This is a genomic window from Corynebacterium sp. HMSC059E07 (assembly GCF_001814395.1).
Lineage (GTDB): Bacteria > Actinomycetota > Actinomycetes > Mycobacteriales > Mycobacteriaceae > Corynebacterium > Corynebacterium hesseae.
Genome location: NZ_KV816284.1, coordinates 90,905 through 110,675, shown reverse-complemented (window position 1 = coordinate 110,675; position 19,771 = coordinate 90,905). Strand labels below are relative to the sequence as shown.

The window sequence follows — 19,771 nt, the reverse complement described above, 5'->3', positions numbered from 1 at the left end:
GAGGTGTCTGCGTCGTTGACCGATCAGGTCAAGGAAGAGCTTACGGCGGTGTCCGTACCGCGCCAGTCCGCTCGTGCGGCGGAGGTTGCCGCAATTCTCAGGTTTGCCGGTGACCTCCACATCACCGGGGATCGAGTGATGTACGAGGTCGAATTGGAATCCCAGAGCGTGGCCAATCGTTTAGTCACTGCGCTCGATGAGCTGTACTCAATCGCGGCGAGCACCCATGTGGCGGGTCCCGCTGCATCCTCTAAGAAGAGCAGAGTGCAAGTGCGAATCACCTCCGGGGCCAAGGAGCTTACGAGGCGGCTGGGTTTGGTAACTCGCTCCGGACACCCCGTGGTGGGCCTGCCACCGCAGGTCATTTCAGGTTCTGTTGCTGATAATGAAGCGGCGTGGCGTGGAGCCTTCTTGGCTCAAGGATCATTGACAGAGCCGGGCCGCTCTTCAGCGCTCGAGGTGACGTGTCCGTGCCAGGAGGCGGCTCTCGCCCTCGTGGGCTGCGCGCGCCGTTTGGGAGTGGTGGCGAAGACCAAGGAAACACGCGGCGCCGACCGCGTCGTGGTGCGCGATGGCGACGCCATTGGCGCGTTGCTGACCCGTATGGGCGCTCAGGAGACTCGCCTGACGTGGGAAAAGAAGCGCATCCAGCGAGAGGCTCACGACACCTCCCGCCGCCTCGACAACTTTGACGATGCCAACTTGCGCCGTTCCGCTCGAGCGGCAGTAACCGCTGCGGCCCGCGTCGAGCGTGCCATGGTGATCTTGGGTGATGACGTGCCGGAGCACTTGGCTGATGCTGGCCGCCTACGTGTGCAGCACCGCGAAGCCTCCTTGGAAGAACTCGGGCGTTTGGCAGATCCGCCGATGACCAAGGACGCGGTGGCTGGGCGTATTCGCCGCCTATTGTCCATGGCGGATAAGCGTGCCAAGGAACTTGGTGTACCGGATACGACGAAAGCGGTGACTGAGGATCTCTTTGAGGAGTCCTAGGATCCAAACGTCGTAGTTTCCAATCCTTGCCCCAGACAGAGTCGTGAGTGCCCGTTCGGGCACTGAAAGGCTCGTCTGGGGCATTTTTCACGGTTTGGGTGCCCGTACTGTTTTGGGTTAACCCGCTCTTTTCCGGTTAAGTGAGATATCCCACCCTACAATTCCGACACCCAACACAATCCCACATAATCGGGCATTACCGCAGGTGTCTGAACTTTGGTCCCCCACCATCCCCGATAGAAGCCTTAACAGTGTACGCCTCTTTGTGCCGTCATGTGAGAGCTTGCAACAGGAGCTCACATGCTCACTGCGGGAAGCACAATGGGTCGGTACTATCGGCCGTGTTGGGAAAACCACCGAGCACGTCACGGAAGTGGCAGAGCAACGGTTCCGCGGAAGCGGTTTACCGCACTGCCGTTAAAGACAGAGTCTCGGAAGCCCCACAACAGAACTTCACTCGATTATTTGAGGAGACATTACAGTGACCATTCGCGTAGGTATCAACGGATTTGGCCGTATCGGCCGTAACTTCTTCCGTGCAGTTGCACAGGGCAACACCGACCTCGAGGTCGTAGCCGTCAATGACCTGACTGACAACGGCACTCTTGCCAACCTGCTTAAGTACGACTCCGTGCTGGGCCGCTTCGACGGCACCATCGAGCACGACGAGGAGTCCATCACCGTCAACGGTCACCGCATCGCTGTCTCCGCAGAGCGTGACCCGAAGAACCTGAAGTGGTCTGAGCACAACGTTGACATCGTCATCGAGTCCACCGGCTTCTTCACCGACGGTGAGGCTGCCAAGGCTCACATCGAGGCCGGTGCCAAGAAGGTCATCATCTCCGCACCGGGCAAGAACGTTGACGGCACCTTCGTCTACGGCGTCAACTCCGACAAGTACGATGCTGATAAGCACAACGTCATCTCCGCTGCTTCCTGCACCACCAACTGCCTGGCTCCGATGGCAAAGGTCCTCAACGACAAGTTCGGCATTGAGAAGGGCCTCATGACCACCGTTCACTCCTACACCGGTGACCAGCGCCTGCAGGATGCTCCGCACCGCGACCTGCGCCGCGCCCGCGCCGCCGCCGTGAACATGGTTCCGACCTCCACCGGCGCTGCTAAGGCTGTCGCTCTGGTTCTGCCGGAGCTCGAGGGCAAGCTGGACGGCTACGCAATGCGCGTTCCGACCATCACCGGTTCCGCCACCGACCTGACCTTCGAGGCTTCCCGCGAGGTTACCGCCGAGGAGATCAACGCTGCCATCAAGGAAGCTGCTACCGGCGAATTCGGTGAGACCCTGGGCTACACCGAGGACCCGATTGTCTCCACTGACATCATCACCGACCCGCACGGCTGCATCTTCGATGCCGGCATGACCAAGGTCTCCAACGGCAACCTGGTCAAGGTACTCGGCTGGTACGACAACGAGTGGGGCTACACCAACCAGCTCGTCCGCACCACCTCCTTGGTTGCCTCCAAGCTCTAAGGACTCGATTCTTAGAATGAGCACAGTGAACCAAGCTGTGATTGCCTGCGGTAGCACCACAGGTTAGAAAACCGGCCCATGCGCCACGCCTCATGATTACGTGGCGTGCGCTGGGCCGTTATTCGTCTATCCAGAACGCACACGGCGCCCCGAACCCGCCGTGCTAGGCGTTCACCACACTTTCTAATTGAATAGCATTAACCTTTAGCTTGAATACCTACCTTTAAGGAGAACACTATGGCTTTCAAGACTGTGGACGACTTGCTCGCAGAAGGCGTTTCCGGCCGTCACATCCTTGTTCGTTCGGACTTCAACGTTCCGCTCGATGACGAGGGAAACATCACCGACTCTGGCCGTATCACCGCCTCGTTGCCGACTATCAAGGCATTGATCGAAGGCGGAGCCAAGGTCATCCTGTCCGCGCATCTGGGTCGCCCGAAGGGCGAGGTCAACCCGAAGTACTCCCTGGCACCGGTTGCTGAGGCACTGTCTGAGGCCCTGGGCCAGTACGTTGCCCTGGCCGGCGACGTCAGCGGTGAGGATGCCCATGAGCGCGCCAACGGCCTCAATGATGGCGATGTCCTGCTGCTCGAGAATGTTCGCTTCGATCCTCGCGAAACCTCCAAGGACGAGGCCGAGCGTGGGGCCTTTGCCGATGAGCTCGTTGCACTCGCTGCGGATTATGGCGCCTTCGTTTCTGATGGCTTTGGCGTCGTCCACCGCGCACAGGCTTCGGTGTATGACGTCGCCAAGCGCCTGCCTGCCTACGCCGGCAAGCTGGTTCAGAAGGAAGTGGAGACCCTCGCAGCAGTGGCTGAGAAGCCTGAGCACCCGTATGTTGTCGTACTCGGCGGCGCTAAGGTTTCCGACAAGCTCGGTGTGATCGAAGCCCTTGCTGGCAAGGCCGACAAGGTCATCATCGGCGGCGGCATGTGCTACACGCTCCTGGCTGCAAAGGGCTACAACGTTCAGAATTCCCTGCTGCAAGAAGACCAGATCGACAACTGCAAGGAGCTGCTCGAGCGCTTCGGCGACAAGATCGTCCTGCCGGTCGACCTCGTTGCTGCAACCGAGTTCAACGCTGACGCAGAGAACAAGGTCGTTGCACTCGACGGAATTCCGGAGGGCTGGATGTCCCTCGATATTGGACCGGAGTCTGTAAAGAAGTTCGACGAGGTCATCGCTTCCTCCAAGACCGTCTTCTGGAACGGCCCGATGGGCGTGTTCGAGATGGAGGCCTTCTCCAAGGGCACCGCAGGTGTCGCTCAGTCCATCATCGACGCCACCGCGAAGAACGGCTCCTTCACCGTCGTTGGCGGTGGCGACTCCGCAGCCTCCGTCCGCCTCCTCGGCCTCGACGAAGAAGGCTTCTCCCACATTTCCACGGGCGGCGGCGCTTCCTTGGAGTTCCTGGAGGGCAAGGAGCTGCCGGGCGTTAAGGTCCTGGAATCCTAGTCATATACACCGTCAACACAGTCTGATCTAGAAAGGCTAATCATGGCACGTACCCCGCTAATTGCTGGTAACTGGAAGATGAACCTCGACCACAAGGAAGCCATCAGCTCCCTGCAGAAGTTCGCCTTCTCCCTGCCGAAGGACTACTACGAAAAGGTCGACGTGGCCTTCATGGTCCCGTTCACTGATATCCGCACTGTGCAAACGCTTGTCGACGGCGACGACCTCCAGTTCACCTATGGCGCACAGGATATTTCCAAGCACGAGTCTGGCGCCTACACCGGTGAAGTATCCGGCAAGATGCTGTCCGCCTTGGACTGCTCGTGGGCAGTCGTAGGCCACTCCGAGCGCCGTCAGTACCATGGCGAGACCGACCAGCTCGTTGCGGAAAAGGCTGCAGCGGCGCTGGCCAACGGAATCAGCCCGATTGTGTGCGTCGGCGAACCCCTCAACGTGCGCGAGGCTGGCACTCACGTCGATTACGTGGTTACCCAGACGCGCAACTCCCTGCAGGGGCTTTCCGCAGAGGATCTTGCTAAAACCGTCATCGCATACGAGCCCGTGTGGGCAATCGGCACCGGTAAGGTTGCCTCCGCTGATGACGCACAGGAAGTGTGCGCCGCTATCCGTGAGCTCGTTCGCGAGCTGGGTGGCGATGAAGTGGCCGAAGGCATCCGCATTCTCTACGGCGGTTCCGTCAAGGTCGACTCCATCGCAGAGATCGTGGGCAAGCCTGATGTAGACGGCGGCCTCGTCGGCGGTGCATCCCTGAAGGGCGAGGAGTTTGCCAAGTTGGCGGCTAACGCTGCACAGGGCGCTTAGTTCTTCCAGCTGATCGCATCTGCACCACTCTGTCGTGGCGGGTCGGAATGGTTTCTGGCCCGCCACGTGGTGTATCATCAAGGTTTATTGCGCCCGTTCGCTGGCGCCCCTTTTCCAGCGTGAAAGTGATGCACACCTTCACGCGCCACACTAACCGTTTGAACGCGTACAACAAGGAACTATTTCATGATCTTGGCACTGGAAATCATCCTCGTGATTGCCGCAATCTTGATGTCTATCTTCGTGCTGCTGCACAAAGGTAAGGGCGGCGGCCTGTCCAGCCTCTTTGGCGGCGGCGTACAGTCCAACCTGTCTGGTTCCACCGTGGTGGAAAAGAACCTCGACCGCTATACCGTGGTCATGGTGGTCATCTGGCTCGCCTGCATCGTAGCTCTGAACCTGCTGCAGGCTTATAGCTAAAGGCAGCTGACGAGCCTCCGGCTCCGGACACGATTAACGCTGCGTGCCTCCTCACGTCGAGGGGGACACGCGGCGTTATAGGTTTTCTCGGGTTGCGTGCACGCGTTGTTAGAGCTTCTGCGCGGCGTCTTCGCTCACGAAAAGCAGGGTCTCTTCCGTTCCCTGGGCGCCAGCGGCCGGCCAGTCTTCTGCAGCAGCGCCAGCAACAAGGTGTGATACCGCCTCGGCTTTTTCTTCTCCGGAAACAAGGAACCAAATGCGCTGAGAGCGGTTGATCGCGGGATAGGTTAGCGTGACACGCTCCGAAGGCGGCTTCGGGGAATCGTGGACTGCGAATGCATAGTCCGAGTCCTCGTAGACTGCCTCCGAATGCGGGAAGAGGGAATTGATATGGCCTTCGTGTCCCATGCCGAGGAGATGCAGATCAAACCCCTCAGGTGCGAATTCACGAATCTCGCCTTCATAAGCCTGGGCGGCGTGTTCCATGGACACGGCGCCCAAGTCATAGCCGTGGATATGGCGCTCGGGAACGCCGACCTGGCTCAGGAGTGCTTCGCGGGCTTGGCCCTCGTTGGAATCAGGATCACTGACCGGCACGTTGCGCTCGTCGCCGAAGAAGACATGGACTCGCGTCCAGTCCACCGAGAGGGCAGGGAAGTCGGTTCCTTGCTGCTGGGCGGCGTGAGCAAGGCGAGCCAATTCGCGCAAGACACCAATGCCTGCACCGCCACCGGTGAGGACTACGCGGGCTACTCCGTCTTTGTGAAGGCCTCCGCCCGGGGCTTGAACCGCCGCAACCGTCTCAATGAAGGCGAGTGCGGCGGAGGATATGAGCTCATCGATGTCGCTAACGCGGCGAAGCGTGACCATAGTGCAGAAAGATCCTTGTGAATGCTGTGTCTAGGGGGTCTAGGGGTCTAGGTGAAAAAGAAAAGTCTACGACTACACACTGTAGTCCACTCGAGCTAAAGCGCGGAGAGAATGGGCGTATGTCTTATCTGCGTCGAGGTGGCGGAGTTCCTCTGAGAGTACTTCCGCTTCGGAACGTACGGTGAGGCTTACGAGGGACTCTGGGGAGCCGGGAACGCTGACCCTGACCGTCTCGGAATCGACAACGGTCACACTGACATCTGCAGTGGGGCGGCGGAAGACTACCGAGGAGATCGGGAAAGGACCCGCCGTGCAGTCCGAGACGGTGCGGGTGACGGGGACGGAGAGGGCGTCGAGAAGCCAGCCAGCTGCAAAGTCGACTGCAGCGTGGTGCTCAGCACCAGAAATTTCGACGGAAGTGACCGGCTCATGGGGGTGACGGTCAAGCGCCGAGGCTACGATGCCTCGCCACAGGGTAATAGCGCCCCACGACATGTCGGAATCACCAGGCGTGTAGCCCGAAGACAACACGTGCAGGTCATACTGGTCAACGCCGCTGCCGAAAGCCACGTTCGTAATGCGGCGTTGGGCGAGTGCGCCGATGGGCACCGCGGCTGGTGACGGCGGGCACGCGGTGGGCCACCATGCCACGATTGGGGTATCGGGAAGAAGAAGGGGAGTAACCACGGACTCCGCTTGGTCCGCTAGCGCGCCGTGCAGGTGCATCACGACGATTTCGGAAGCGCCCGCTTCGCCGCCCACGCGCAGCTCGGCGTCGAGCCGCGTCTCTTCCTCCAAGGAACCTGTGGCAATCACGATGACGCGAGAAGGGTGCTCGTGGGAGGCATCACGAACCGAGGCGAGAAGGTTGTCTAGGTCATCGCCCTCCTCAGTCATGACGATGAGGGTGAGGACGCGGCCTGTCGTGAGCGTGTAATGCTCCTGCATTTCCACGAGCTTCTTGGAGATCTTGCGCGTAGTCGTATCGGGCAAGGGGATAATCATTAAGCCATTCCTCCTAGGGACCTACGGACGACGCCAGGAATGTCCCCGGCGGCGCAGCATTTTATCGGCAGACTCCGGTCCCCACGTGCCGGCGCGGTATTGCTCCGGCTGACCAATGTTGGACCAGTATTCAATGATGGGATCGAGGATGGACCAAGACAACTCAACCTCTTCATTGGTGGGGAAGAGGGAAGACTCGTCAAGGAGGGCGTCGAGAATCAGGCGCTCATAGGCCTCGGGAGATTCCTCCGTAAAGGCCTCGGCATACGCGAAGTCCATGTTGACATCACGGACCTCCATCGTGGATCCGGGGACTTTGGAACCAAAGCGCATGGTGACGCCCTCATCTGGCTGAACGCGGATCACCACGGCATTCTGGCCTAGAGCCTCAGCTTGGCCTTGATCAAAAGGCTGGTGGGGTGCTGTCTTAAACACGAGCGCAATTTCAGTCACACGGCGGCCTAGGCGTTTGCCAGTGCGCAGGTAGAAAGGAACGCCCGCCCAGCGGCGGGAATTGACCTCAAGAGTGCAGGCTGCATAGGTTTCCGTCGTGGATTCCGGATCAAAACCCTCTTCCTCCCGGAGGCCTTTGACATATTGCGATCCCTGCCAGCCGGCGGAGTATTGGCCACGCGCAGTGGTCTTGTTCAGCGGATGCACGGCGTTGGTGGCTCGCAGCACCTTAATCTTTTCCGCCTGAAGAGCCTCGGGGTCGAAGGAGGAGGGCTCCTCCATTGCTACGAGAGCAAGCAATTGGAGGAGGTGGTTTTGGATGACGTCGCGCGCGGCGCCGATGCCGTCATAATAGCCGGCACGCCCGCCCAGCCCGATGTCCTCAGCCATCGTGATCTGCACGTGATCGATGTAATGCGCATTCCACATTGGCTCGAAAATCTGGTTGGCAAAGCGCAGGGCCATGATGTTTTGGACCGTTTCCTTGCCCAGGTAATGGTCGATGCGGAAAACCGAGGACTCAGGGAAGACGGCGTTGACAATCTCGTTGAGCTCGCGCGCGGAAGCCTGATCGTGTCCGAATGGCTTTTCAATGATGACGCGGCGCCAGGAATTATCCGTGCTATCGGCCATACCGACGCGCTCAAGCTGGTGGCAAATATCGGAGAAAAACTCCGGCGGTACCGAAAGATAGTAGGCCCAGTTTCCACCCGTGCCGCGGGAGTCATTGAGCTCCGCCAGCCGCGCAGAAAGCTTGTCAAAGCCGGCGTCATCGAAGTTGCCCTGCACAAACTCGATTCCCTTGGCAAGGTGCTCCCACACATGCTGGTTGAAGGTGGTTCGCGCACCTGCTTCGGCGGCCTCGCGGACATAGTCACAGAATGCCTGCTTGTCCCAGTCGCGACGGCCGTAGCCGACCAAAGTGAAGCCTGCCGGAAGCAATCCGCGGTTGGCCAAGTCGTAGATGGCGGGGAGGAGCTTCTTGCGCGCCAAGTCACCCGTGACGCCGAAAATCACCATGCCAGAGGGGCCGGCGATGCGTGGCAGGCGCTTATCCTTCGAGTTGCGCAACGGGTTGACCCACGCGCTGCTAGTGCTCACTAAGTGTCCTTTCGGTCTGTGTGAGGTAAGTCCAACAGCCCAGCATAGCGACACGCGCCCCGCCGACCATAGTTGCATGGCCATTTGCGGTGCGCGCGGCGATTGTAGGCGGTCAAGAATTCACGTTCGATTAGGAGAGGCGATCAGTCATGGAGGCAAGCAATTCCTCCCAGGCGTTGACGAACTTGTCGACGCCCTCCTTCTCCAGCACAGCAAAAACATCGTCGAAGTCGATGCCGACTGCCTTCAGTTGTGACCACACGTTCTCTGCCTGCTCAGCAGAGTCACTGAGAGCGTCGCCGTGCAGGTTGCCCTGTTCGAGAACGGCATCGATGGTTTTCTCCGGCATTGTGTTGACGGTATCTGGGCCAGCTAGCTCGGAGACGTACAGCGTGGCGGGGTAGTCGGGGTTCTTGACGCCCGTCGACGCCCACAGGGGGCGCTGCGGGTGTGCACCAGACGACAGGTGTGCGCCTGGCTCCTTGAATTCCTTGAGGAACAGGGCATAGGCACGCTGGGCGTTGGCAACCCCGGCCTTTCCACGCAGTGCGAGGGCCTCCTCAGTGCCGATCAGCTCGAGGCGCTTGTCCACTTCGGTATCCAGGCGGGAGACGAAGAAGGATGCCACGGAATGAATCGTGGAGACGTCCTTGCCAGCCTCGGCAGCGCGCTTGATTCCCTCCTTGTACGCAGCGATGACGTGGGCATAACGCTCTACGGAGAAGATTAGGGTGACGTTGACGGAGATACCTTCCGCAAGCGCCTCGGTGATGGCTGGTAGGGAGCCTTCCGTAGCCGGAATCTTGATCATGAGGTTGGGGCGGTCAACCTTGGCCCACAATTCGCGCGCCTGCTTCAAGGTTGCGTCTGCATCGGCGGAGATGCGTGGGTCAACCTCGATGGAGACGCGGCCGTCGCGCCCGCCCGACTTCTCGTAAATCTCAGTGAAGATATCGCATGCGTTGCGGACGTCGTCGATTGCCAGCGAGTACACCGCCTCATCTGCGGCAGCGGACTTTTCCTTCAGCGCTGCGATGTCGGCGTCATAGGAGGTGCCGGAGGACATTGCCGCGGCAAAGATGGCTGGGTTCGTGGTGACGCCCACGATGGACTTGGTGTCCAAGAGCTCACGAAGATTGCCGGAGTCTAGGCGCTCGCGGGAAAGATCGTCGAGCCAGGTCGACGTCCCGAGGCGAGCCAATTCATCAATATGCGTCATGGTGTTGTGCAGATCCTTTCGTGGTGAGAACTCGGAACGGGAAACTAGCTTTCCTTGGCAGCGTTCAGTGATTCCCGGGCGGCGTCGGCAACAGCGTCGGCGGTGAAGCCGAACTTCTCAAAGAGCTCCGCCGCCGGTGCGGAGGCACCGAAGTGTTCCAGGGATACAGTGCGGCCGAAGGTACCGGTGTACTTGTGCCACGGCATCGAGATGCCAGCCTCCACGGAGACGCGAGCGCGGACCGAGGAGGGAAGGACAGATTCGCGGTAGGAGGCGTCCTGCTCGTCGAACCACTCCAGGCACGGAGCGGAGACAACGCGCGTTGCCGTGCCTTCAGCCTCGAGCTGCTTGGCGGCTTCTACCGCGAGCTGAACCTCGGAACCGGTGGCGAGGAGAATGACGTCCGGGGTTTCCTTCGATGCTTCAACGAGGACGTAGGCGCCGCGGCGAACACCTTCGGCGGCCTTCTCCTTGGTGCCCTCGAGCACGGGCAGGTTCTGTCGGGACAGCGCCAAACCCTTCGGCGCTGCCTTGTATTCCATCGCCGCGGCCCATGCCTGGGCAGTTTCGTTGGCATCTGCCGGACGGATGACGGAGAGATTCGGGATGGCACGCAGTGCTGCGAGGGTTTCTACCGGCTGGTGGGTCGGGCCGTCCTCACCCAGACCAATCGAGTCGTGGGTCCACACGTAGTAGGTATCAGTAGACATGAGCGCACCGAGGCGCACAGCCGGGTACTGGTACTCGGAGAAGATGAGGAAGGTACCGCCGTAAACGCGGGTATTACCGTGCAGCGCGATGCCGTTCATGATTGCGGACATGGCGTGCTCACGAATACCGAAGTGCAGGTTGCGGCCGTAAGGCGTGGCCGTCCAGGCACCCGTGGTGATGGACTCCGGGCCGAAGGAATCCGCGCCCTTGATGACAGTGTTGTTGGAACCCGCCAGGTCGGCGGAGCCGCCCCACATCTCCGGCAGGGAGGCTGCGAGCGCTTGGATGGCGGCCTCAGAGGCCTTGCGCGTGGCCAGAGATTCGCCTGCCTCCCAGGTGGGAAGGTCAGCGGCGAAGTCAGCCGGAAGTTCCCGGGCCTGGAGGCGGTCGAAGAGCTTCTTTTCCTCCGGGTGGGCCGCAGCCCATGCGTCGAACTTCTCCTGCCATTCGGCGTGCTTTTGTGCACCGCGGGCAGTCAGCTCGCGGGTGTGAGCGAGGACTTCCTCGTCGATGTGGAAGGACTGTGTGGGATCGAAGCCGAGGACTTCCTTGGTGGCGGCGACCTCATCCTCACCGAGGGCGGCGCCGTGGACGCCACCGGTGTTCATCTTGTTCGGTGCCGGGTAGCCGATGACCGTCTTCACACGGATGAAGGAAGGCCGGGAGGTCTCGGCGCGGGCAGCAGCAGCGGCTGCCTCGATGGCTTCAACGTCCTCGCCGGATTCGACGGTCTGCACATGCCAGCCGTAGGCCTCGTAGCGCTTGGCCACATCCTCATTGAAGGCAATGTTGGTGTCGTCCTCAATGGAGATGCGGTTGTCATCCCAGAAGACGATGAGGTTGCCGAGCTTTTGAGTGCCTGCCAAGGACGAAGCCTCAGCAGTCACGCCCTCTTGAAGGTCTCCGTCCGAGGCGATGACGTAGATGAAGTGATCGAAGGGAGACTCGCCCGCTGGGGCGGAAGCGTCGAACAATCCGCGCTCCTTGCGCGCTGCCATTGCCATACCAACCGCGGAGGCCAGGCCCTGGCCCAGCGGGCCGGTGGTGATTTCTACGCCGTCAGTGTGGTGCACCTCCGGGTGGCCGGGCGTCTTGGAACCCCAGGTGCGCAAGGACTTCAGGTCCTCCATCTCGAGGCTGAAGCCACCGAGGAAGAGCTGAATGTATTGCGTCAGGGACGAGTGTCCGACGGAAAGGACGAAGCGGTCGCGCCCGGCCCAGTGGACGTCTGCTGGATCGTGGTTTAGCACGCGTTGGTAGAGCGTGTAGGCCAACGGGGCCAGGGACATAGCGGTACCCGGGTGGCCGGAGCCGCAGTTCTGGACTGCGTCGGCAGCGAGCACGCGAACAGTATCCACAGCGCGGGTATCGAGGTCACTCCAGTCCGAAGGGTAGCGGCGCTGGACCATAGCCTGCAGTTCCGGGGACAACTTATCGTGCGACACGGCGAAAACCTCACTTCGCTTCTGGAAACAGATATACCGTTTATCAGTGTAAAGGTTTTTCGATCCTCGGCGGGGGATTATAGAAACCAGGTTTCGGACGGTAATCTGGCATGGTTGACGCCGTTGCTCCCTGCTATCGGCCAGTGGCCGGCGAGTTTTCTCCGGAGAATGATCTGGATTCTCGCCACGAGGTTTTCAGGATGTGTTCTAGACGTCCTTGGGAACTTTCTAGCACGAGCAGACGACCACTACTTCAGATCAATAAGCCATTCACCCACGTGCCGGATTTACGGAGGACTGTTCCTTGGAGACTATCAAGGCCTATTTTGCGCTAACGAAACCGAGGATCATTGAGCTCCTCCTCGTGGCAGCAATCCCGGCTATGCTCCAGGCCCAGCGTGGATTCGAGGCGGTGTCGTCGAATTTCTGGCTCATCTTATCCACCATCTTTGGTGGCTGGATGGGTGCCGCAGCAGCCCACACGTTCAACAACGTTGTGGACTATGAAATCGATCAGAAGATGCAACGCACGCGCGCTCGTCCGCTGGTGCGCAAGACCATTTCGCGCCGTAATGCCGCCGCCTTTGCCTGGGGCATGCTCGCGCTGTCCGTCTTTTGGTTGGGCGTGCTGGCGCATTCTTGGCTGGCCGCGTTCTTCGTGCTGTTGACCAACTTTTTCTACGTCATCGTCTACACGAAGTTTCTCAAGATGCGGAATTCCCAGAACATCGTGTGGGGCGGTCTCGCTGGCTGTATGCCCGCCATGGTGGGCTGGGCAGTGATTCGGGATAACGCGCCCGCGGGGGAGCCCGATAAGTGGTGGCAGGCCGTGGTGTTGTTCCTCATCATTTTCTTCTGGACCCCACCACACACGTGGGCACTCGCAATGAAGTACAAAGAGGACTACCGCAAGGCTGGGGTACCGATGTTGCCCGTTGTTGCCGGAGAAGTGGAAGTAACTCGCCAAATCGTTTGGTACACAATCGGAACGGTCATCGTAACCTTCCTCATCATCCCGGCCGCTTCGTGGATCTATCTGGTGGCCGCGGTGGCTTCCGGTGCGGTCTTCCTGTGGATGGCCATCAGCCTGCACCAAGGAGTAAAGAAGGGCGCAAAGGTCAAGCCCATGCGCCTGTTTATCTACTCCAACAACTATCTGTCAGTTCTTTTCATCGGCCTGTCCATCGACGCCATCGTGGGTTGGGAGCCCATCGGGCGCATGCTGGGTTGGTCAGCCACGCTCTTTTAATTAGCTAGTGTTTATCTAGCTATTCTTCCTCCCGCACGCGCAAAACAATTGAGCCGGTGGTCTTGCGCTCTTGGAGGTCGCGGTGGGCCTGAGCGGCTTCTGCAAGCGGGTATTCTGCAGATACGCGGAAGTCAAGCTCGCCGTCGATAACCGCCTGCACCACGGCCTGAGCGCGCATCTGGAACTCGCCTTCTTGGGAGGTCCAGGCGCCGAGTGAGGGGCGGGTGAGGAAGATGGAGCCGTGCTTATTCAGCAGCTGCGGATCCATGGGCGGGACTGGTCCCGATGCGGCGCCGAAGAGCGCCACAGTACCGCGCGGGCGCACGACTTCGAGGGACTCGCCGAAGGTCGCCTTGCCGACGCCGTCGTAAACCACGTCGACCCCACGCCCACCGTTGTGGCGGCGTACCTGTTCGGCTAGGCCACTGCTGTAGCGGAAGACACAGTCAGCACCTGCGTTATAGGCCAGTTCTTCTTTCTCGTCCGTGGAGACCACTGAGTAAACGGTGGCGCCGAGGGACTTGGCCATCTGCGTAAGGACTAGGCCGACGCCGCCCGCACCGGCGGTAATGAGGCACGATGCGCCTTCCCCAAGCTGATATACACCGTGAGTGAGGTAGTGTGCCGTCATGCCTTGGAGGAGCATGGACCCTGCGACGGCGGACGGGATCTCATCCGGGACGGCCACCACGCGGTCGCGCGGCACACAGACTTGCTCGGCATAGGAACCGAATGCGTGATCCCAGGCAACCATCGTGCCCGGGGCGATCTCCCCCTGGGGATCGTGCACAACCCGGCCGGTGCCTTCGAGGCCGAGGATGAAAGGCACAGAGGCGTTGTAGATGCCTTCGCGGTAGTAGGTGTCGATGTAGTTGACGCCGGCCACGGAGACGTCGACAAGCAACTGCTCCTGCGATGGCGTGGGGGAATCTACCTCGGCGTAGGTGAGGACCTCAGGCCCTCCGGTCGTGGTCACCTGAATAGCATGCATGGTGTCTAGGCTAAACGACACCCCGGCCCCCGCGCAGCAAAAGCGCCGCCTTCCTCCTAGCGTGGTGGGGAAGACGGCGCTGTGAGCACCTACCGGGTTGTCCTAGCTTTGGGTTGCGGAGTTGCTTTCGACACCAGGTTGAGTAGCGCTGGAAGAAGCAGCTTCAGTGGTGCGGACGCGGCGCAGTCCATGCGCCCACAGTAGGGCGGTGAAGGCCGTAACCACCGAGGACATCCCAACGTGGAAGGGGACTGTCCAGCGTGGAATGTGCAGGTAGAACTGCGTTACGCCAAGAGCCCATTGGATGACGATGCAGGCAATGAGCACCCAGCCGGCCTTCCTGGCCGCCTTGGGTGCACCAGTGCGGTGAAGGAGGAAGACCACAATGAGGGTCAGTGCCAAGTAAACGTACATGCAGATAGCGTGGATGACGGCCATGCCATAGGTATCGACACCGAGGCGCCCCTCCATGCCCACGCCAGCGTCGCCGGAGTGTGTTCCAGAGCCGGTGACAAAGGTACCGGTGAGAAGCACGATGGAGAGCGCTACCGCAGCAACGACCGCGAGCGTGCGCACGGCGGCGGGGAAGAGGCGAGTAGGGGTTCCGTCATCGGGTTCGTTGATGCGGGAGAACAGCATGGCCGCAATCCACACCAGGGCCATAGAGGGGAGGAAGTGAATTGCCACACTCCACCAAGAAAGCTTCAGCACGACCGACAGGGCACCAATGAGTGCCTGCACGAAGATACCTGCGAGCCCCGCCCAGGCATAGACCTTGAGCTCCTTGCGGCGCTGCGCCTTGTGAACGGCCACAATGCTGGCGATGGCCGCCGCCGCCACAACAAAGGTCAGCAGGCGGTTACCAAACTCAATGGCCTGGTGCAGCATGGGGGCCGCGCCCTGGATAGGAACGAGGGAGCCGGGGTGGCAGTTGGGCCACGTCACGCAACCAAGGCCGGAACCGGTCACGCGGACGATGGAACCCGATACTGTAATGCCAGCCTGACAGATTAAGAGGACGAGTGCGATAATGCGCTGTGTCTTCAGCGAGGGGCCTGCAGGACTTGTAGCAGGCGCAGGGGTGCGTTGAGAAGAAATGTTGGCAGTACTCACGGGTACTCAGCCTACCGTTCGGCACCGCTTCGAAACCAAAATCAGTATGTGCGTCACGCCGTGCAAGGGAGAAGAATCACTTTTAGCCCTCGAAGCGGAACCAACGCACCGCTGCAAACGACGCTACCGCTGACCACCCGATGAGGACGAGGATCTCAAAGACAGGGAATGCTCCTTTAAGAGCGATGTCGAGCCCACCGGCCATCGCCACAGTGGGCACGAGCGTGAGCACTCCATTATCGCCCAGACCCTGGGAATACATCACCCAGCCGACGGTACCGAGCAGAATGAACCAAATGAGGTTGGACACCGCCAGGACAGCCTCTGAACTGAGGGTCCCGCCGAGCAGCAAGCCGAGCGCTGTAAATGTGGCGACACCAAACGCCAACACCACCACACCGATGGCGGCACCGCCGGCAGTAATATGCAGCCCGAGGATGGCAGCTGCTGTGCCCAGTACAAGGACTTGAAGTACCACCATTGAAAGAACGCCAAGGATCTTTCCCACCACGATGGCCCAAGCCGGAACTCCTGATGCGCCCGTTCGTTTGAGCGCGCCATAGCGACGGTCGAAAGCCAGAGAAATAGCTTGGCCGGTAAACCCAGAGGATGTAGCGCCGACGGCTAGGACCATGGGGAAGATCTCCTCTACGCCGTGGCCCGTACTGTCCTGCATCTTGGCGGCGCCGATCAGGATAGCGAGCGGAATGATGATGCTCAGTAGCTGTTGCTCGCCGTGCCGCAGCATCAGCTTTGACTCGATTGCCCCTTGGGCACGGGCCATGGCGGCAACGCCAACGCGCTGCGGATTCGGGCTGAATGTGCCGGGTGCGAAGGTGCTCATGGAGCTTCTCCTTGATCAAACAAAGTGGTAGGTGTCAGATGCGGGCTAACTGCGCATCTCGCGGCCAGTGAGATCTAGGAAGACCTCTTCGAGGTTACGGTGCGAGGTTTGCAGGTTGCGGAGGACAATGTTGTGCGCGGCTAAGAACGTGGCGAGCGCTGCGATGACCTCTGGGCTGACCGAAGAGGTAAGGCGGTAGTGGAGGGGGCGGGTAGCGTCGGCGGAGATGCCTGCCTTACGCAGCGCCTCAAGGTCCACTGGAGTCGCGGTCTCAAAACTCACCTGTGGGATATCAGCGGAACTCGTCAGCGACGCTGCGGTGCCGCTGGCGACGAGCTGGCCGTGATCAATAATGACCACGCGGTCGCTGAGTGCTTCCGCTTCATCCATGAGGTGCGTGGTGAGGATGACTGTCACGCCATCTGCACGCAACGCACGGATGAGATCCCACACGGCAAGGCGCGATTGCGCGTCCATACCTGCCGTGGGTTCATCGAGGAAGACCAATTCTGGACGTCCAATGATGGCCAAGGCGAGAGAAAGCCGCTGTTGCTGCCCGCCCGACAAACGGCGGTAACTATTCTTTTCCACCGCGCGCAGCCCTAGGGTATCCAGTAGCCATTCCGGGTCTAAGGGATTGTCGTTATAGGAGGCGCTAAGTTGCAGCATCTCCTTAACCTTGATTCCGGAATAAGAACCTCCGCCCTGCAGCATGATGCCAATGCGGGCGCGCACCGCGTCAGGGTTGCGTGCAGGGTCAAGCCCCAGAACCTCAATGTGACCGGAGGTGGGTTTCTTAAATCCTTCACACATCTCGATGGTGGTTGTCTTGCCCGCACCATTGGGGCCAAGCAGACATAGAATCTCGCCGTAATTAGCGCGGAAACTCAGCCCATTAACCGCGTTGACGTCGCCATAGGTCTTTTTGACGTTTTCTAGGATGAGAGCCGATCTAGTCACGGGCAGTTAGTTTAAGACACGCACGCCCGCTCGGCGCAACGCAACCCACCCCGCAGCGATCAGTGCTACGAACGTCACCACAGCGGCTAGGTAGATAACGAAGACCGTGCCTGGGGGCAGGCCTAGCCCGCGCGGTAGGACGATGAAGCTCATCAACCCGGAGTAAATCATTACCGCCATACGGAAGAAACGCCGGTTTGCCCATGCCGCGAGCGGCAGCACGGCCCACAGGATGTACCAAGGCTGGACGACGGGGAAGAAAACCACGAGCGCGAAGGTGGACACACCGAGTCCGCCCACCGGGTGGATGGCTCCGCGGAAGGTCGCATACAGCATGCGGAGCATAAAACCGGCGGCAATGATGACGCCGACAGTGCGGGTGACGCTGAGAATGGCCTCGGTGTGATCGCCCAAACCCAACAGCATCCCGAGGAAGCCGGCGCCGACGCCCACGGAGGTTGTCGCAGAGAGCCAGGAACGGATCGTAGCCGCGCCGCCTTGACCAAAGATCCATCCAATATCGATACCCGTGATTATCGTGACTGCCGCAATAGAGACGGCGAGCAGAAGCAGCTGGGCGAGACCGGCGCCAAGGACCGCCCGGACGGCGGGCACACCGTGCTTGTCAACGAGCCCGCGAGCAGCCGCCATACCGACAAACCCAAGTCCAATAAAGCCGGTAACTTTCACCATGCCGGCGCACGAAATGAGGACGCCAGACGCGATGAACAGTGCCCATACCCGCCAACGGGCGGCGTGGGAATCGTTGACAGCCCGAAGGCCCAATTCCACTCCGACGAGAGCCAGCCCTAGCATGAAGGATTCATTGTGAATGCCTCCTACCAGGTGAAGGATGGTCAAGGGGTTGAGGATGCCGAGCCAGAGTGCGGCCTCCGGCGCCACCCGGCAGCGGGCGGCAAGACGCGAAATGGCCCAGCCAGCAGCGATAATGCCGACGAGGGAAAACACTCGGTGCAGGACTACACCCCAGATGATGGAGTCGTGGGTGAGCCAGCTGACCAATGCGGCCAGTCCTAACGCCACAGGGCCATACGGGGAGGGGGAGTTTGCCCAGATGAATGGGACGGAACGGGCAAGGTCGTTATCGGCACCCAGCAGTTCGACGGGGCCTGCGGAATAGGGATCGAGGCCTTGCAGCACGATGGATCCGTTGGCCAGGTAGGAGTAGATGTCTTGGGTGAAAAGGGGAGCGGTGACCAGTAGTGGAAGTACCCATCCCAGCCAGGTTCGCCACATCTGGCTTTGCGTCAGCACTCGTGGGGAGTGGCTAAACCTCGTATCTTCCCCGTCGCCCGTTAGCTTTGGATTGTGCTCGGCCTTGCGCAGGCGCAGTGGTGCTCCCACGAGTGGGGCCATACAAATCCACGCGGTCACCATGAAACCGACACCGATAAACACGATGGCGGAGGAAGACTGCAGCATTCGTGACATGAGTGAACCGAAAGGTAAGGACTCATACGGGTTTCCCACCACTGGGAGCGCGCCGGCGCCCAGGCCGCCGAGTGCAATGAGCAATGCGCCGATCGTGCCGAGCCAGCGAAGCGTGAACAGTGTACGCAGCTGGGAGATGGTGCGGCGGTGGGCGTCGCCAAGCGCGGCGTGATCTGCGCCCTCGGCGGAGTCGGGGAAGTCTTGGTGAAGGAGCGCGGAACGGGAACCAGGAACACCCATGCGGGGAAGCTCATCGCGCACGCCCCAGATGACGCGGGGCAGTCGCCCCGATCGGGTGTAGTCGCGTTCCATATTCATGACTGTCTACCTTAGCGGCTCAGTGGTGAGCGGGAACTAGCTGCCCGCGACACGAAGGAAAGAGTGGAAATTGGGAATGAATTAAGGAACACTAGTGTTGTCTAAACAGGGAATGATTCACTCAAGGAGGTGTGCACCGTGACGAAGGAGTTACCCAGGGAGACTCGCTCGACCGAGGGCGATACTCGCCGCCACGTCATGTTGTTGCTTCTCAAGGACGGCCCGGTGACGGCGTCGTACTTAGGTGAACGCCTAGGTCTCTCTGCAGCCGGCATACGCCGGCACTTAGACATTTTGGTGGAGGAAGGACTCACCGAGGTTGTACACCGCCGCCCAGCAGCCCGCCCCGGGCAGTCGGCAGGCCGTGGTCGCCCCGCCAAGCACTTCCGCCTCACGGATCAAGGCCGTGCCCAATTCGGGCACGCCTATGACCAACTGGCGGCGGAAGCACTCACCGCGTTGCGCGAAGCGGGAGGGCCCGAGGCGGTCCGGCGCTTTGCCAAGGCCCGCTTCGAGCGGCTCGTGGAAGACGTGACCCCTTTGGTAGAGGAGGAAGAATCCGTACCTGAGGTGGCACGCCAGCTGGCCGCTGTGCTTGATGCACACGGCTACGCGGCCACGGTGACATCGGTGGGAAATGGAGTGCAGATTTGCCAGCACCATTGCCCGGTGGCCCATGTGGCTGCTGAGCATCCGGAGTTGTGTGAAGCTGAACAAGAAGTTTTCTCCGCGCTATTAGGCAAACATGTGCAGCCCTTGGCCTCCATCGCGGATGGCCACGGAATCTGCACCACGAATATCCCCTTAAAACCTGTCCCGCCGTCTGCGGTGGAACGGGAAAAAGACTAATCAACATAGAAA

General features: G+C 60.3%; 17 protein-coding genes. 7 read left to right on the top strand and 10 right to left on the bottom strand.

Annotated elements, in window-relative coordinates; genetic code table 11:
• Positions 1–3 precede the first annotated feature (3 nt).
• The 5 genes from whiA to secG all read left to right on the top strand — a co-directional run bounded on the left by whiA (position 4) and on the right by secG (position 5,179).
• Positions 4–993 carry a DNA-binding protein WhiA gene (gene whiA / locus HMPREF2967_RS03305; protein ID WP_070564445.1) on the top strand — a complete coding sequence of 330 codons (990 nt, stop codon included), beginning with the start codon at positions 4–6 and terminating at the stop codon, positions 991–993.
• 481 nt (positions 994–1,474) lie between these two features.
• Entirely contained in the window at positions 1,475–2,482 is a 1,008-nt protein-coding gene (gene gap / locus HMPREF2967_RS03300) for a type I glyceraldehyde-3-phosphate dehydrogenase (protein WP_070532937.1), read from the top strand.
• 237 nt (positions 2,483–2,719) lie between these two features.
• The gene (pgk, locus tag HMPREF2967_RS13395) at positions 2,720–3,937 is read left to right on the top strand and encodes a phosphoglycerate kinase (protein WP_070564448.1); all 1,218 of its coding nucleotides are present in this window, start codon (positions 2,720–2,722) and stop codon (positions 3,935–3,937) included.
• A 42-nt stretch (positions 3,938–3,979) separates the two neighbouring features.
• On the top strand, positions 3,980–4,759 hold the full coding sequence (gene tpiA, locus HMPREF2967_RS13390; protein WP_070564450.1) for a triose-phosphate isomerase: 780 nt from the start codon (positions 3,980–3,982) through the stop codon (positions 4,757–4,759).
• A 186-nt stretch (positions 4,760–4,945) separates the two neighbouring features.
• Positions 4,946–5,179: a preprotein translocase subunit SecG gene (gene secG / locus HMPREF2967_RS03285; protein ID WP_070524288.1), complete on the top strand. Its 234-nt coding sequence runs from the start codon at positions 4,946–4,948 to the stop codon at positions 5,177–5,179.
• A gap of 108 nt (positions 5,180–5,287) precedes the next feature.
• Here the strand turns inward: secG and pgl are convergent, their stop codons facing one another.
• The 5 genes from pgl to tkt all read right to left on the bottom strand — a co-directional run bounded on the left by pgl (position 5,288) and on the right by tkt (position 11,947).
• Complete coding sequence (gene pgl / locus HMPREF2967_RS03280) at positions 5,288–6,049, bottom strand: 6-phosphogluconolactonase (protein WP_070564453.1); 762 nt, start codon at positions 6,047–6,049, stop codon at positions 5,288–5,290.
• A gap of 72 nt (positions 6,050–6,121) precedes the next feature.
• Positions 6,122–7,054, bottom strand: a complete 933-nt coding sequence (locus HMPREF2967_RS03275) for a glucose-6-phosphate dehydrogenase assembly protein OpcA (protein ID WP_070564456.1) — start codon at positions 7,052–7,054, stop codon at positions 6,122–6,124.
• 21 nt (positions 7,055–7,075) lie between these two features.
• Positions 7,076–8,608: a glucose-6-phosphate dehydrogenase gene (zwf, locus tag HMPREF2967_RS03270; RefSeq protein ID WP_083303832.1), complete on the bottom strand. Its 1,533-nt coding sequence runs from the start codon at positions 8,606–8,608 to the stop codon at positions 7,076–7,078.
• A 130-nt stretch (positions 8,609–8,738) separates the two neighbouring features.
• The gene (gene tal / locus HMPREF2967_RS03265) at positions 8,739–9,827 is read right to left on the bottom strand and encodes a transaldolase (RefSeq protein WP_070564459.1); all 1,089 of its coding nucleotides are present in this window, start codon (positions 9,825–9,827) and stop codon (positions 8,739–8,741) included.
• 44 nt (positions 9,828–9,871) lie between these two features.
• On the bottom strand, positions 9,872–11,947 hold the full coding sequence (gene tkt / locus HMPREF2967_RS03260) for a transketolase (protein ID WP_198531016.1): 2,076 nt from the start codon (positions 11,945–11,947) through the stop codon (positions 9,872–9,874).
• A gap of 340 nt (positions 11,948–12,287) precedes the next feature.
• Between tkt and HMPREF2967_RS03255 the strand changes: the two genes are divergently transcribed.
• The gene (locus HMPREF2967_RS03255; protein ID WP_070564465.1) at positions 12,288–13,232 is read left to right on the top strand and encodes a heme o synthase; all 945 of its coding nucleotides are present in this window, start codon (positions 12,288–12,290) and stop codon (positions 13,230–13,232) included.
• A 19-nt stretch (positions 13,233–13,251) separates the two neighbouring features.
• Here HMPREF2967_RS03255 and HMPREF2967_RS03250 read toward each other — a convergent pair whose 3' ends face one another.
• The 5 genes from HMPREF2967_RS03250 to mptB all read right to left on the bottom strand — a co-directional run bounded on the left by HMPREF2967_RS03250 (position 13,252) and on the right by mptB (position 18,910).
• Positions 13,252–14,223, bottom strand: coding sequence for a quinone oxidoreductase family protein (locus HMPREF2967_RS03250; RefSeq protein WP_070564669.1), 972 nt, complete (start codon positions 14,221–14,223; stop codon positions 13,252–13,254).
• A 102-nt stretch (positions 14,224–14,325) separates the two neighbouring features.
• Complete coding sequence (locus HMPREF2967_RS03245; protein ID WP_070564468.1) at positions 14,326–15,336, bottom strand: COX15/CtaA family protein; 1,011 nt, start codon at positions 15,334–15,336, stop codon at positions 14,326–14,328.
• An 82-nt stretch (positions 15,337–15,418) separates the two neighbouring features.
• Entirely contained in the window at positions 15,419–16,180 is a 762-nt protein-coding gene (locus HMPREF2967_RS03240) for an ABC transporter permease (RefSeq protein WP_070564470.1), read from the bottom strand.
• Between the two features lie 45 nt (positions 16,181–16,225).
• Positions 16,226–17,140, bottom strand: coding sequence for an ABC transporter ATP-binding protein (locus HMPREF2967_RS03235; protein WP_070564473.1), 915 nt, complete (start codon positions 17,138–17,140; stop codon positions 16,226–16,228).
• A gap of 6 nt (positions 17,141–17,146) precedes the next feature.
• On the bottom strand, positions 17,147–18,910 hold the full coding sequence (gene mptB / locus HMPREF2967_RS03230) for a polyprenol phosphomannose-dependent alpha 1,6 mannosyltransferase MptB (RefSeq protein WP_070564476.1): 1,764 nt from the start codon (positions 18,908–18,910) through the stop codon (positions 17,147–17,149).
• 198 nt (positions 18,911–19,108) lie between these two features.
• Between mptB and HMPREF2967_RS03225 the strand changes: the two genes are divergently transcribed.
• Complete coding sequence (locus tag HMPREF2967_RS03225; RefSeq protein WP_154736555.1) at positions 19,109–19,759, top strand: helix-turn-helix transcriptional regulator; 651 nt, start codon at positions 19,109–19,111, stop codon at positions 19,757–19,759.
• Positions 19,760–19,771 lie beyond the last annotated feature (12 nt).